Origin of the sequence: Streptomyces sp. 2-1, assembly GCF_048564895.1 — a bacterium.
GTDB classification, from domain to species: Bacteria; Actinomycetota; Actinomycetes; order Streptomycetales; family Streptomycetaceae; genus Streptomyces; species Streptomyces phaeochromogenes.
Window position 1 is genome coordinate 1,815,119 of record NZ_CP183383.1, and the last position, 16,377, is coordinate 1,831,495.

The following is a 16,377-nucleotide window of genomic DNA, read 5'->3' on the forward strand; positions in this document are numbered from 1 at the left end:
CACCGTCACCCCACTGAGCAGATACCAACGGACTCTCGCGAGGGGCAAGAATCCGGTGGGCGTCGAAGGCGCGCCTACCCCTAACCGCCCCTACCGGCCGACCGGGGACTCAGCCCACCCCGAGTTCCTTGTCGATGAAGGCGAGCACGTCGGCGGCGCTCGCCTCCTGGAGACGGTCGGCGACAGCGGCGCTGTCGGTACCGTCCGTGCCGTCCGCTCCGCCGGTGCTCTCGGTGAGCCTGGAGATCAGCGACTGGAGCCGGGCGGGCAGCCTGGTCCTCGCGATCTCCTCGGGCGGAAGGGCGGTCATCGTGGCTTCCAGCCGGGCAAGGTCGGCCAGTACGCCGTCGACGGTTCCCGGTTCGTCGTCGAAGAGTTCCTTGCGCAGGTGCCGGGCGAGCGCGGCCGGGGAGGCGTGGTCGAACACCAGGGTCGCGGGCAGCAGTACCCCTACTGTGGCGCCGATCCGGTTGCGGAGATCGATCGCGGTCATCGAGTCCATGCCGAGGTCCTTGAACGCACGGTCCTGCCCGATCTCTGCCGGGTCGTCGTAGTTGAGCACCTGTGCCACCTGCTCGTTCACCAACTCGACCAGCGCCGGCTCCCGTTCGGCCTCGGGCAGCGCCGCCAGCCTGGCGATCAGGGCCGGATCGCCGCCATTGCCACTACCTTTGCCACTACCGTTGCCGGGTCCGGTGTCGCCTCCGGCGTTGGACGCGCCGGGGCGGTCGTGTGCCGCGAGCGCGGCGGCCACCTCGGGCAGGGCCCGCATCAGGGGACGCGGACGGGCGAAGGTGTAGGTCTCGGCGAACCGCGGCCAGTCGAAGTCGCCTGCCACGAGGTGGGTTTCCCGGTCTTCCAGGGCCTGGCCGAGCAGGGCCAGAGCCGGTTCGGCGTCCAGGGCGGGAGCGCCGAGCCGTCGCAGCTGGGCTGCCGCCTCCTCGTCGACCATGCCGCCCCGCCAGGCGCCCCAGGCGACGGAGGTCGACGCGAGGCCACGGGCCCGGCGCTGGTGTGCCAGCGCGTCGAGGAAGGCGTTCGCGCCCGCGTACGCGCACTGTCCGGCGCTGCCCCAGGCGGCGGCGCCCGAGGAGAAGAGGACGAAGGCTTCCAGCGGTTGCTCGGCCAGTAGTTCGTCCAGATGCGTGGCACCGGCGGTCTTCGATCGGCCGATCTCCGCGAACTCCTCCAGGGTCGTCCCGGACAGCTTCCCCGACTGGTGCATGACTCCCGCGACATGGAACACGGCGGTCAGCGGATACTGCGCCGGCACGCTGTCCAGGAGGGCGGCAAGCGCGTCTCGATCGGTAATGTCACAGGCGGCGATGGTGGATCGGGCGCCCAACTCGGCCAGTTCCACCGCCAGTTCAGCGGCACCTTCCGCGTCGGGTCCTCGGCGGCTGGTGAGCAGGAGGTGATCGGCGCCGTTCCGGGCCAGCCAGCGCGCGACATGGGCGCCGAGGACTCCCGTGCCACCGGTGACGAGCACGGTTCCGTGCGGCTTCCACGGCGGCCACGGCTGCCGGTCGGTGTCGACTGCGCGTGGGGCGCGTACCAACCTGCGGGCGAACGTGCCGGACTGGCGGAGCGCCAACTGGTCCTCGACCGGGTGACCGTCGTGGCCCTGGAGCGCTTCCGCGAGGCGGTCGGCCATGGCGTCGTCCAGTATGCCGGGTACGTCGACCAGGCCGCCCCAGGTGTCGGGGTGGTCCAGCCCCAGCACGGTCCCCATCCCCCACACCACCGCCTGCGCGGGGCTGATCTCCTCGTCGCCCACAGGGACGGCACCGGAAGTCAGGCACCACAGACGCGCGTTCGCCCCGAGCGTCTCCAGTGCCTGGACCAGGGCGACCGTCGCCGCCGTGCCGCGCGAGAGCGTCGGCTGCCGGGGATGCGGCTCCTCGTCCAGGGCGAGCAACGAAAGCACGCCCGCGGGGGCCGCGTCGGTGGCGGCGAAGTGTTCGCGCAGCTGGGCTACGAGCCCTTCCTCGTCCGTGCCCTCCGCGACGACCGGGACCACGTGGGCGCCGCCGCGCCGGGCGAGCCCGTCGACGATCGACGCGGTCTGCGGATGGGCACGGTGTGAGGGCGGCACTACGACCAGCCAATCTCCGGAGCTTCCGGAGCGTGCGGAGTCGGGGGCCGATGGGGTCGCCATACCGGTTGGCGTATCGGGTGACGTGTCGGTTGACGTGTCGGCTGGCGTACCGATCCCCGTACCGGCTGCCGCGCCGACTCCCGTACCGAGCTGGACGGGGTGCCAGGCGATTCGATAGCGGAGGCGGTCCAGAGCGGACCGACCGCGGTTGCGGCGGCGCCAGGACGACAGCGCGGGCAGCACCGGTGCCAGATCGGCGGGCTCGATGCCGAGATCCGCCGCGAGGGAGTCGGAATCCTCGCTCTCGACCGCCTGCCAGAACCCGCTCTCGGCAGGACCGGCAGCCGCTGGAGCTTCGTCCGTCGCCGGGGCCAGCCAATAGCGTTTGTGCTGGAAGGGGTAGGTAGGCAGGTCTACGTGGCTGGTGGGCTGGTCCTTGAAGAGTGCGGGCCAGTCGACGGGGATGCCTCGGGTGTGGAGGTGGCCGAGTGCGTGGAGGAGCTGAGGGGTTTCGGGCCGGTCCCGGCGCAGGGTGGGGAACGCGTCTCCGTCCTGGTCGGAGAAGGAGGACAGGGTGGAGAGGGTGGTGAGGGTGGCGTCGGGGCCGATTTCCAGGAAGGTGGTTGCTCCTGCGGTGCGGAGGGCTTGTAGGCCGTCGCCGAAGCGGACTGCTTCGCGTACGTGGCGTACCCAGTACTCGGGCGTGCACAGGTCCTTCGGGTCGGCGAGGGTGCCGGTGAGGTTGGAGACCAGCGGGATGACCGGTGGGTGGAAGGTGACCTGAGCAGCAACCTCGCGGAATGCATCCAGCATCGGGTCCATCAACGGCGAGTGGAAAGCGTGCGAGACCCGCAACCGCCGAGAGTGCTCGAAGCAGGCCGCAGCCTGCGTCACGGCACTCTCCTCGCCGGAGATGACCACCGCGTTCGGGCCGTTGACCGCCGCGATGGTCACCAGCTGGTGGTCGTGTTCCTGGCCCGACAGCACCGCGGTGACTTCGTCCTCGGTGGCTCGCACGGCGACCATCGCACCGCCCTCGGGCAGCGCGCCCATCAACCGACCGCGCGCCACCACTAGGGCGCACGCATCCGGCAGGGAGAACACCCCGGCCAGATGCGCAGCCGCCAGTTCACCGACGGAGTGCCCGGCGAGATAGTCCGGCCGCACACCCCACGACTCCAGCAACCGGCCCAGGGCCACCTCCAGGGCGAACAACGCCGGCTGCGCGAACTCCGTACCATCCAGACGGCCGTGGCTCTCGGCCCCTTCCGCAGGCCACATGATCTCCCGCAGGGGCAGGCCCAGTTCCCCGATCACCTCGTCCAGCACACGGGCGAACACCGGGAACGACTCGTACAACTCCCGTCCCATTCCGTGGCGTTGGCTGCCCTGGCCGGAACAGACGAACGCCAGCTTGCCCGGCCGGAGCGAACCCGAAGCAACGACGCCCTCCCCCGCCTCGCCCCCGGCGACCTTGCCCAGCCCAGCCACCAACTCAGCCGTGTCCGCACCGACGACCACCGCCCGGTGTTCCAGTTCGGCGCGCGTGGTGGCCAGCGAGTAGGCCACAGCGGCCCGGTCCAGGTCCCGCCCGGTGACGTGGTCCGCCAGTCGCGCGGCCTGCTCCCGCAGGGCTTGCTCAGTACGGGCCGACAGCACCCACGGCACCACCGGCAGAGACTGGACGGGCTGCTCGGGCTGCTCGGAGTTCTCGGTCTGGGGGGCCTCTTCGAGGATCAGGTGGGCGTTGGTGCCACTGATACCGAACGACGAGACACCCGCTCGGCGCGGATGCCCCTCGGGATGCCACGGCCGCGCGTCGGTCAGTAGTTTCACGGACCCGGCCGACCAGTCGACATGCGGTGACGGCTCGTCAACGTACAGCGTCCGGGGCAACACGTTGTTGCGCATGGCCATGACCATCTTGATCACACCGGCCACCCCGGCCGCCGCCTGGGTGTGACCGATGTTCGACTTCAGCGAACCCAGCCACAACGGCCGGTCCCCGGGCCGGTCCTGCCCATAGGTGGCGATGAGCGCCTGCGCCTCGATCGGGTCACCCAGGGACGTCCCCGTACCGTGCGCCTCCACGACGTCGATGTCCGCCGGGGACAGGCCCGCGTCGGCGAGTGCCTGGCGGATCACGTGTTGTTGGGCGGGGCCGTTGGGGGCGGTCAGGCCGTTGGAGGCGCCGTCCTGGTTGACCGCCGAGCCGCGAATGACGGCCAGGACTTGGTGGCCGTTGCGCCGTGCGTCGGACAACCGCTCAAGGACGAGGACCCCCACCCCCTCCGACCAGCCCGTACCGTCGGCCGAGGCGGAGAACGCCTTGCACCGGCCGTCGCGGGACAGCACGCCCTGGCGGCTGAACTCCACGAACACATCCGGTGCGCACATGACCGTGGCGCCTCCGGCGATCGCCAGCGAGCACTCCTTGCGGCGCAGCGCGGCACAGGCCAGGTGGAGGGTGACCAGCGAGGTGGAGCAGGTGGTGTCGATGGAGACGGCGGGGCCCTGGAGGCCGAGGACGTAGGAGATCCGGCCGGAGAGGACGGCTGTGGAGTTGCCGAGGAGCAGGTATCCGGCGACGTCGTCGGGCACGTTCATGGCCCGGGTGGCGTAGTCGTGGTACATGGCTCCGGCGAACACCCCGGTGCGGCTCTCGCGCAGTGACAGCGGGTCGATGCCCGCGCGTTCCAGGGCCTCCCAGGTGGTCTCCAGCAGGAGGCGCTGCTGCGGGTCCATGGCCAGTGCCTCGCGCGGGCTGATGCCGAACAGCCCGGCGTCGAAGTCGGCGATACCGGCGAGGAAGCCGCCTGCCTGGGCGTGGCTGGTCCCGGGCCTGTCGGAGTCGAGGTTGGGGTCGGTGTCGTGGAGGGACGCGAGGTCCCAGCCTCGGTCGGCGGGAAAGGGTGACAGGGCGTCGTGGCCGCCTGCGACCGTCTCCCACAACTCCTCGGGAGAGGTCACACCGCCGGGCAGCCTGCAGCCCATGCCGACGACGGCGATCGGCTCGTGTGCCCTTTCCTCGGTTTCGCGGAGACGTCGGCGGGCTTCGCGGAGGTCGACCGTGGCGCGTTTGAGGTAGTCGCGGAGTTTCTCGTCGTTCGCCATTCCGTCAGGCACTCCCTGGCAGTCCGAGTTCGGCGTCGAGGACTTCGAAGAGCTCGTCGTCGGTGGCCGATTGAAGATCTGTGGTGAGTCCGGCTGAGCCGTCGGTCGGGCTCGAGTCCGGGTCGGCGTCGGCCAGTCGGCCGTGCCAGCGGCGTAGGAGCGTCTCCAACCGCCCGGTGATCCTGGTGAGTTCGCCGTCGCCCTGGGGCACCGCGGCCAAGGCGGCCTCCAGCCGGTCCGCCTCGGCCAGTACCGAGCGAAGGCTCTGCCCCTGACCGGACGACCACCGGGCGGCCAGTTGCTCGCCGAGGTGGCGGGCCAGCGCGGCCGGGCTCGGGTAGTCGAAGACTGCAGTGGCCGACAGGTGCAGGCCGGTGACCTTCTTGATCTGGTTCCTCAATTCGATCGCGGTCAGCGAGTCGAAGCCGAGGGTCTGGAACGTGTGGTGGGCCTCGATCGCGGTCGCCTCGCCCGTGCTGTGGCCGAGGACGGCGGCGACGTGGCCGCGCACCAGGTCGGTGAGCGCGCGTTCGCGTTCGGTGTCCGAGAGCGCGGCGAGCCGTGCCGTCAGGGCCCGCCCGTTGTCGCCGGCCGCGTCCTGGGCAGTACGCCGGGACGAGGGGGTGGGGACCAAGCCCCGGAGTGCCGTCGGCAGATTCCCTGCCTGGGCCTGGGCCCGCAGGGCGCCGAGGTCCAGCCGCAGCGGCAACAGCGCGGGGTCGTCTCCGGGCGCGGCGCGCACGGCCATGGAGAAGAGCCGGAGGCCATCGTCGGGAGAGAGCGCCTGGATTCCGTTGCGGAGCATGCGGGAGCGGTCGGTCTCGGCCAGGTCTCCGGCCATGCCCAGGCCTCCGCCCCACGGTCCCCAGCCGAGGGACTGGCCCGGCAGGCCGAGGCCGTGGCGGTGGTGGGCGAGTGCGTCGAGGAACGCGTTGGCAGCGGCGTAGTTGCCCTGCCCGGCGGTGCCGAGGGCACCGGCCGCGGAGGAGAACAGAACGAAGGCCGACAGGTCCAGGCCGCATGTCAGTTCGTGCAGGTGCCATGCCGCGTCGGCCTTGGCGTTGAGCACGTTGTCGAGGTGCCGTGGTGTCAGGTCGGCGATCAGGGCGTTGTCCAGGACTCCGGCGGAGTGCACGACGGCGGTCAACGGATGCTCGGCGGGGATGTCGGCCAACAGCCCGGCGATAGCGTCCCGGTCGGTGATGTCGCAGGCCGCGATGGTGGTCCGGGCGCCCAGCTCGGCCAGTTCGGCGACCAGGTCCGGGGCACCGGGCGCGTCCAGGCCGCGGCGGCCGGCCAACACCAGGTGGCGCATGCCGTGTTCGGTCACCAGGTGCCGGGCGATCTGACGGCCGAGACCCCCGGTGCCGCCGGTGATCAGCACGGTGCCGTCACGGTCCCAGTCGGGTGCTTCGTGCCGCTGGTCCGCTTCCACGTCTGTGCCTGCTCGTTGCCGTGCCAGGCGGGGGGCCAGGAGGCGGTCGCCGCGCACGGCCAGTTGCGGTTCGTCGGCGGCCAGGGCGGTTTGGAGAGTGAGCATGGGGGCGTGTAGGGGGGTGTGCAGGGAGGAGGTGTACGGGGTCGGCAGGTCCATCAGTACGATCCGGCCGGGTTCCTCCTCCTGCGCGGCGCGCGCCAGGCCCCACACCGCCGCGTGTCCCAGGTCGGTGACGCTCTCGTCGGTCGCGGTGGCCACCGCACCGCAGGTGGCCAGGACCAGCCGGGTTGCCTCCAACCGGCCGTCGGTCAGCAGCGTCCGGAGGACATCGAGAGCGCCGTCGACCGATGCTCGGACCGTCTCGGGCACGGGGCGGACGGGGTCCTGTTCCGCGACGACGAGGAGTACGGTCTCGGGCACGGGCAGGTCCCCGGAGCCGACCGCGTCGAGCAGGGCGGCCATGTCCCGATAGGTACCGGGTCCGGAGGCGGCGCGGCCCACGACCGCCCAGTCAGGCGCGGCGGGATCGGCGAGGGACGCCGGAGCGGAGACAGGTACCCAATCGAGCCGGTAGAGCGAGCCCGAAGTATGTGTGCCGGTGGCGGTGTTGAGCTGGTCGCCGGTCACCGGGCGGGTGGTCAGCGACTCCACGGTGATCACCGGCGCTCCGGTGGCGTCGGCCGCACTGATGGCACCACCCGAAATCCGGACCCGCAGGGCGGACGCCCCGGACGTGTGCAGTCGTACGCCGTTCCAGGCGAAGGGCACCGACGGGTGCTGTTCGTCGTCGTTCCTCGCGCTCCTCTCGCCCCTCCCGTTGTTCTCGCCCCACCTATCGTTCTCGTCGTTCTCGTCGTCCGGGACGAGGAGCGCGGCGTGCAGGGCGGCGTCCAGCAAGGCGGGGTGGATGCCGTAGGAGGTGGCATCGGTGGTCTGGGCGGGGAGTTCGACCTCGGCGAACACCTCGTCGGCACGGTGCCAGGCGGCTCGTACGCCCTGGAAGACGGGGCCGTAGTGGAGTCCCTGCTTGGCCAGCCGGTCGTAGCAGTCGTCGAGTGGTAGGGGGGTGGCGTGGGCGGGGGGCCACGTCTCCATGTCTGGTGGTGTGTTGGTGGGGGTGGTGTCGGGGGTGAGGGTGCCTTCGGCGTGCAGGGTCCATTTTTCGTCGGGGGTGGCGTGCTCGGGTCGTGTGTGTATGCGTAGGTGTCGGTGGCCGTTTTGGTCGGGGGCGGCTGCCATCACCTGCACTGCCACGCCGCCGTGTTCGGGCAGGGGGAGTGGGTTGTGCAGTGTGAGTTCCTCCAGCACCGGGCAGTTCACTTCGTCGCCTGCTCGGATGGCCAGTTCGACGAAGCCGGTGCCGGGGAACAGGATGGTGCTCATGACGGTGTGGTCGGCCAGCCAGGGCTGTCGCTCGACCGACAGGCGGCCCGACAGGACCACATCCCCCGAGCCGGGCAGCTCCACCACCGCGCCCAGCAACGGGTGTTCGGCACTCTCCAGTCCTGCCTGCTGCACATCCACCGTGTCCTGCGTGGCGTCCATCCAGTAGTGCTTGTGCTGGAAGGGGTACGTGGGCAGGTCTACGGGGCGGGTGGGCTGGCCTTCGAAGAAGGCGGGCCAGGTGACGGGTACGCCCCGGGTGTGCAAGTCGCCCAGGGCTTGGAGGAGATGGGCGGCCTCGGGCCGGTCACGGCGCAGGGCGGGGATCGCGTCCCCGGCCTTATCGCCGTCTGCGGACAGGGCCGCGAGGGCGGTGAGGGTGGCGTCGGGGCCGATCTCCAGGAACGTGGTCACGCCTTCGGCGCGCAACGTCCGTATCCCATCACCGAACTGGACCGCCTCGCGTACATGCCGTACCCAGTACTCGGGAGTGCACAGCTCCTTCGGGTCCGCGAGGCTGCCGGTGAGGTTGGAGACCAGCGGAATCACCGGCGGGTGGAACGTCACCTGCGCGGCAACCTCGCGGAAGGCAGCCAGCATCGGGTCCATCAACGGCGAGTGGAAGGCGTGCGAGACCCGTAAACGTCGGGTGTGCTCGAAGTGGGCTGCGGCCTGCATCACGGCGGTTTCCTCGCCGGAGATGACCACCGCCTCAGGACCATTCACCGCTGCGATCGCCACCCGCTCCACGCCCGCCAGGACGGTGGCGACCTCGTGTTCGGTGGCCCGCACCGCGACCATCGCACCCCCTGCAGGCAGCGCACCCATCAACCGGCCGCGTGCTGCTACCAGCGCACACGCATCCGCCAACGAGAACACCCCGGCCAGGTGTGCTGCGGCCAGTTCACCGACCGAGTGCCCCGCGAGGTAGTCGGGCCGCACACCCCACGACTCCAGCAGACGACCCAACGCCACCTCCAGCGCGAACAGCGCCGGCTGCGCGAACTCCGTACGGTCCAGGCGGCCGTGGTTCTCGGTCTGTTCCGTGGGCCACATGATCTCCGGGAGCGGCAGGCCCAGTTCTTCGATCACCTCGTCCAGCACACGGGCAAACACCGGGAAGGTGTCGTACAACTCCCGCCCCATGCCCAGGCGTTGGCTGCCCTGGCCGGAGTAGATGAACGCCAGCCGACCACCGACCGGCACCCCACCCAGCCGCTCACCCCGGGCCACCGCCTCCAGCCCACCCACCAACTCGGCCGTATTCGCACCGACCACCACCGCCCGGTGCTCCAACACAGCACGCGTCGCGGCCAGCGAATACCCGACATCCACCAGGTCCAGATCCCGCCCGGCGGTGACATGAGCAGCCAACTGCGCAGACTGCGCCCGCAACGCCTCCCCCGTACGAGCCGACAACACCCACGGCACAACGGGAAGACGCACTGCAGGCTCCGCCGGGGTGTCCTGCGGTAGCTCCGGGGCCTCCTCCAGGATCAAGTGGGCGTTGGTGCCACTGATCCCGAACGACGAGACGCCCGCCCGGCGCAGCCGACCGTCCCGCTCCCACGGCCGTGGCTGGGTGAGCAGTTGAACCGCGCCTGTCGACCAGTCCACGTGTGGTGAAGGTTCGTCAACATGCAGCGTCCGGGGCAGCACACCGTTGCGCATCGCCATGACCATCTTGATCACACTCGCGACGCCGGAAGCCGCCTGCGTGTGCCCGATGTTCGACTTCAGCGAACCCAGCCACAACGGCCGGTCCCCCGACCGGTCCTGCCCGTACGTGGCCAGCAGCGCCTGCGCCTCGATCGGGTCTCCCAACGCCGTACCCGTACCGTGCGCCTCCACCGCATCCACATCCGCCGCAGAAAGCCCCGCACTCGCCAACGCCTGCCGAATCACCCGCTGCTGAGAAGGACCATTCGGAGCCGTCAGCCCATTGGACGCACCGTCCTGGTTGACCGCCGAACCCCGAATGACCGCCAGGACCTGGTGGCCATTGCGCTGTGCCTCGGACAACCGCTCAAGGACGAGCACTCCCACCCCCTCCGCCCAGCCGGTGCCGTCGGCCGAAGCCGAGAACGCCTTGCAGCGGCCGTCCGGGGCCAGGCCGCGCTGGCGGCTGAACTCCACGAAATTCAGGGGCGTGGACATCACCGTCACTCCGCCGGCCAGTGCGAGGCCGCATTCGCCGTTGCGCAGCGATTGAGCGGCGAGGTGCAGGCTCACCAGTGAGGACGAACACGCGGTGTCCACCGAGATGGCCGGACCCTCCAGGCCGAGCGTGTAGGCAACGCGGCCGGAGACGATGCTGCCCGCACTCGCCTCCGTGGGGTAGTCGTGGTACATCACCCCCGCGAACACCCCGGTGGGCGTGCCCTTCAGAGTGGCGGGCACGATCCGGGCGCGTTCCAGCGCCTCCCACGAGACCTCCAACAACAACCGCTGCTGCGGGTCCAGTTCACGCGCCTCCCGCGGCGAGATCCCGAAGAACTCCGGGTCGAAGCCCCCCGCGCCCTCCAGGAACCCGCCCTCACGCACGTAACTCGTCCCGGGACGTGCGGACTCCGGGTCGTAGAGCCGCCCCAGGTCCCAGCCCCGGTCGACCGGGAACTCGGTGATGGCGTCCACGCCGTCCGCCACCAGCCGCCACAGGTCCTCAACTCCCGTGACCCCGCCCGGATATCGGCAGGCCATGCCGACGATGGCGACGGGTTCGTCGGTTGCCGCGGGCAGCACCGGGACGGTCGGCCGAGTCCGGTCCTCGGCGCCCGGCACGTCGAACAGCGCCTCGGACAGCACTTCGGACATCAGGTGAACGGCGAGCGCCCGTGCGCTCGGCCGGTCGAAGACCACGGTGGCCGGCAGGTTGGCGCCGGTGACGCCGTTGAGTCGGTTGCGGAGTTCCAGCGCGGTCAACGAGTCGAAGCCCAACTCCTGGAAGGCCCGGTCGGGCTCGATCGCCTCGGGGGACGCGTGCCCGACCACCGCTGCCGTATGGGTGCGGACCAGCTCCAGGACCGTCCGCAACGCCTCGGACTCGGAGAGGCCTGCCAGTTGCTCGGCCAGTCCGCTGCCGGAGACAGTCGCGGTGGCGGGCCGCGCACTTGGCCTGGTCCGGGCGATGGGGCGCAACAAGGGCGGAAGTTCGGTGCCGGTGCCCCTGCCAGTCCCCGTGCCTGCGCCGCTTCGGGTCCCGGTACGTGCACGGGAGCGCAGAACGGCCGTGTCGAGGACCAGCGGGGCGAGCAGCGCATGGCCGGTGGTGAGGGCCTTGTCGAACAGGTCAATGCCCTGGTCGGCGCTGAGGGCGGGGAGTCCCAGGGAGCTGAGGCGATTGAGATCGGTCTCGGTCAGCTGGGCGGTCATTCCGACGGGCAGGTCCCAGGCGGCGTAGGCGAGGGAGGTGGCGGCCAGGCCGTTGGCGCGGCGGTGCTGAGCGAGGGCGTCGAGGAAGGTGTTCGCGGCGGCGTAGTCGCCCTGACCGGCCGCGAGGACCAGACCGCCGGAGGAGGAGAACAGTACGAAGGCGGACAGGTCCAAGTGGCGGGTGAGCCTGTGCAGATGCCAGGCCGCATCCACCTTGGGGTGCAGCACCCGTCGCATCGACTCGGGGGTGAGGCCGGAGATCAAGCCTCCTTCGGCGACCCCAGCGGCGTGCACCACCCCGGTCAACGGGTGCCCGCCGGGGATCTGGGCAAGCAGGCGGGCCAGGGCGTCCTGATCGGCGACATCGCAGGCGGCGACGGTGACATCAGCTCCGTACCCGGTCAGTTCCTCGGCCAGCTCGGCAGCGCCGGGGGCCTCGGTGCCCCGACGGCTGGTGAGCAGCAGGTGCCGTACGCCGTGACGGGTCACCAGGTGCCTGGCCACCAGGCTGCCGAGGCCGCCGGTGCCGCCCGTGATCAGCACGGTGCCCGTGGCGTTCCACGGGGACGCCGGTCGACCCGCTTCGACGGATTCGACGGGATCGGAGGATTCGACGGGATCAGCGGACTCGGCGGGCTCAGCGGGCTCGGTCCTGGTGAGCCTGGGCACCAGCAGGGTGCCGCCGCGCACTGCCATCTCTTCCTGGCCGCTGCCCAGGGCCTCCGCCAGCAGGCGGGGCTCGGGGCGGCCTCCGTCTTCCCGCGCGTCGATGTCGAGCAGGGCGAAGCGGCCGGGGTTCTCCTGCGCGCCCGCTCGTACCAGCCCCCACACCGGTACCTGAGCCAGGTTCGCGATGTCCTCGTCCGGGTCGACGCCCACGCCGCAACCGGTGACCACCACCAGCCGGGAGGCGGCCAGATGGTGGTCGGCGAGCCATGCCTGAAGCACCGGAAGCACCTGGTCGACAACCGTGAGAACGCTGGCGGGGACCGCTGTGTGCCCCGCGTCCGGGGAGAAGCGACGGGCGTCCAGCAGCACGTCGCTCGGTACGGTGGCGCCTGCCTCGATCGCCGCGACGAGTGAGGCGAGATCCGGGTGAACGGCGACCTCAGGCCGACCCGCCAGGCTGTCGTCACCGATGACGGCCCAGGAGTCGACGGGCGTCGCGGGACCGGGGGCAGGTGCCCAGTGGACGCGGTGCAGCGCCGCCCGCTCCCCCGTTCCGCCGCCTAGTTGGGCGGAGGTCACTTGCCGGGCGACGATCCCGGCGATCTCAGCCACCGGTCGGCCCTGGCCGTCGGCGACCGACACGGAACTCCCGCCCGGAGCGACACGGACGCGCAGCTCGGCGGCGCCCGAGGCATGCACGGTCACCCCGTTCCAGGCGAACGGGATCGCCGGGCCGTCCTGCTGTTCCTCACTCAGGATGCTTACGTGCAGGGCGGCGTCGAGCAGTGCGGGGTGGAGGCCGTAGGAGGCGGCGTCGCCCACGGCGTCTTCGGGCAGGGCGACCTCGGCGAAGAGTTCGCCGCCACGCTGCCAGGCCGCTCGCACGCCCTGGAAGAGCGGACCGTAGCCGAAGCCCCGCTCGGCGAGGCGTGGGTAGAAGTCCGACACGTCGGTCTGGACGGCACCCTCGGGGGGCCAGGCCCGTAGGTCGGTGATGGCGGTGTCGGCGGCGGGGACGGTCGGGGCGAGGACAGTCGGAGTCAGGACGCCAATGGCGTGCGGCGTCCATTCCTCCTCGGCGGGCGTGTGCTCGGACCGCGAGTGGATCGCTATCCTCCTGCGCCCCGAGGCGTCGGGGCCCTCCACGACGATCTGGAGTGCGACCCCGCCGCGCTCGGTCAGGACGAGCGGTGCCTGGATGGTCAGTTCGTCGATGGCCGGGGTACCGACCTGGTCTCCGGCGTGGATGGCCAGTTCGACGAATGCCGTGCCGGGGAGCAGGACGGTGCCGAGCACCTCGTGGTCGGCCAGCCAGGGGTGGGTGGCGAGAGACAGCCTGCCGGTCAGCAGCAGCCCGTCCGATCCGGGGAGCGTCACCATGGCGCCCAGCAGCGGGTGTTCGGCGGGCCCCTGGCCCACGCCGACGGGGTCACCGGACGGCGTGGACCCGTCGAGCCAGTAGCGCCTGCGTTGGAAGGGGTAGGTGGGCAGGTCGATGAGGTGCGCGGGCCGGCCTTCGAAAAGGGCGGGCCAGGTGACGGGTACGCCTCGGGTGTGCAAGTCGCCCAGGGCCCGCAGGAGATGGGCCGCCTCGGGCCGGTCTCGGCGCAGCCCGGGGACCGCGTCCCCGGCCTGATCGGCGTCTGCGGACAGGGTCGCAAGGGCGGTCAGGGTCGCGTCGGGGCCGATCTCCAGGAACGTACCAACTCCCGCCTCGCGCAACGCCTGCATGCCGTCACCGAACCGGACCGCCTCGCGTACGTGGCGCACCCAGTACTCGGGGGTGCACAGCTCCTTCGGGTCGGCGAAGGTGCCGGTGAGGTTGGACACCAGCGGGATAACCGGCGGGTGGAACGTGACCGACCGGGCTACTTCGGCGAAGGCGTCGAGCATCGGGTCCATCAAAGAGGAATGGAAGGCGTGCGAGACCCGCAACCGCCGCGTGCGCTCGAAGCGAGCCGCAGCCCGCATCACGGCACTCTCCTCGCCGGAGATCACGACAGCGTCGGGGCCGTTGACCGCCGCGATCGCCACCCGCTCCAGACCGAGATCCTGGTCCGCCAGAACGGCAGCCACCTCGCCCTCGGTGGCCCGCACCGCGACCATCGCCCCACCCGCAGGCAACGCACCCATCAACCGACCACGCGCCACCACCAACGCACACGCATCCGCCAACGAGAACACCCCGGCCAGATACGCAGCGGCCAGCTCACCGACCGAATGCCCAGCCACATAGTCCGGCCGCACACCCCACGACTCCAACAACCGCCCCAGCGCCACCTCCAACGCAAACAACGCCGGCTGCGCAAACTCCGTACCATCCAAACGGCCCTGGCCATCAGCCCCTTCAACGGGCCACATGACCTCCCGCAAAGGCAGACCCAGCTCCCCGATCACCTCATCCAGCACACGGGCAAACACCGGGAACGACTCGTACAACTCCCGCCCCATACCCAGCCGTTGACTGCCCTGACCAGAACAGACGAACGCCAGCCGACCACCAACCGGCACCCCACCCAGCCACTCACCCCGGGCCACCGCCTCCAGCCCACCCACCAGCTCAGCCATATCCGCACCGACCACCACCGCACGATGCTCCAACACAGCACGCGTCGCGGCCAGCGAATACCCAACATCCACCAGGTCCAGATCCCGCCCGGCGGTGACATGAGCAGCCAACTGCGCAGCCTGCGCCCGCAACGCCTCCCCCGTACGAGCCGACAACACCCACGGCACCACCGGCAAAGCCGGGCTGCCAGACCCCCCGGCCTCCTCAGAACCCTCCGTACTCTCCGTCTCCGGAGCCTCTTCCAGGATCAAGTGGGCATTGGTCCCACTGATCCCGAACGACGAGACCCCCGCCCGGCGCAGCCGGCCGTCCCGCTCCCACGGCCGTGCCCGGGTGAGCAGTTGAACCGCCCCCGTCGACCAGTCCACATGCGGCGACGGCTCATCCACGTGCAACGTCCGGGGCAGCACACCCCTACGCATCGCCATGACCATCTTGATCACACCGGCCACCCCGGCCGCCGCCTGGGTGTGACCGGTGTTGGACTTCAACGACCCCAGCCACAACGGCCGGCCCCCAGGCCTCTCCTGCCCATACGTGGCCAACAACGCCTGCGCCTCGATCGGATCCCCCAGGGACGTCCCCGTGCCATGCGCCTCGACAACGTCGATGTCGGCCGGGGTCAGGCCCGCGTCCGCGAGTGCCTGGCGGATCACCCGCTGCTGAGAAGGCCCGTTCGGGGCGGTGAAACCACTGCTCGCGCCGTCCTGGTTGACCGCCGAACCCCGGATGACGGCCAAGACCCGATGGCCGTTGCGCCGCGCCTCGGACAACCGCTCAAGGACGAGGACCCCCACTCCCTCCGCCCAGCTCGTACCGTCGGCAGAGGCGGAGAACGCCTTGCACCGGCCGTCCGGGGACAGGGCACGCTGGCGGCTGTACTCGACGAACATCCTGGGCGTGGACATCACCGTGACCCCGCCGGCCAGGGCGAGGGTGCACTCGCCCCGGCGCAGCGCCTGGGCGGCCAGGTGCAGGCTCACCAGCGAGGAGGAGCAGGCGGTGTCCACCGAGACCGCCGGTCCTTCCAGGCCGAAGAGGTAGGAGACCCGCCCGGAGACGATGCTCGCGACGCTGCCGGCGGCGAGGTACGCCTCGAGGTCTTCGGGGATGTCGGCCGCGGCGGAGCCGTAGTCGCAGTACATGACGCCGCCGAACACGCCTGTGCTGCTGCCGCGCAGTGTCGCCGGGTCGAGGCCGGTGTGTTCCAGTGCTTCCCAGCAGGTTTCCAGGAGGAGGCGTTGCTGGGGGTCCATGGCCTGGGCCTCGCGCGGTGAGATGCCGAAGAACTCGGCGTCGAAGTCTGTGACGCTGTCGAGGAATCCGGCCTCACGGACGTAGCTGTGTCCGGTGCTGTCGGGATCGGGGTCGTAGAGTCCCTCGATGTCCCAGCCGCGGTCGGCGGGGAAGGGGCCGATGCCGTCCTCGCCTGCGGCGACCAGTCGCCACAGGTCGTCCGGGGTGGTGATCCCGCCGGGGAGACGGCAGCTCATGCCGACGACGGCGATCGGCTCGTGTTCCCTTTCCTCTGTTTCGCGCAGACGCCGGCGGGCCTCGCGGAGATCCGCGGTGGTCCGCTTGAGGTAATCGAGAAGTTTCTCTTCGTTCGACATCCCTACACCCGCCTGCTCGATACGTCCGGGAATCCGGCGTCGCCCTTCGCCGACGCACGGGATTCACCGGCTCGGCCAGAATTCCCGCATTTCCTGCCGGACCAAGCTCGTTCGCATGGCG

Annotated in this window: 1 protein-coding gene and 1 pseudogene; both read right to left on the minus strand. The window is 70.8% G+C overall.

Going from position 1 to position 16,377, the window contains the following annotated elements:
- Positions 1–109: 109 nt before the first annotated feature.
- Positions 110–5,206: pseudogene (locus tag ACN20J_RS08110) on the minus strand (SDR family NAD(P)-dependent oxidoreductase); the annotation flags it as partial.
- 10 nt (positions 5,207–5,216) lie between these two features.
- Positions 5,217–16,256: an SDR family NAD(P)-dependent oxidoreductase gene (locus ACN20J_RS08115; RefSeq protein WP_419665606.1), complete on the minus strand. Its 11,040-nt coding sequence runs from the start codon at positions 16,254–16,256 to the stop codon at positions 5,217–5,219.
- Positions 16,257–16,377 lie beyond the last annotated feature (121 nt).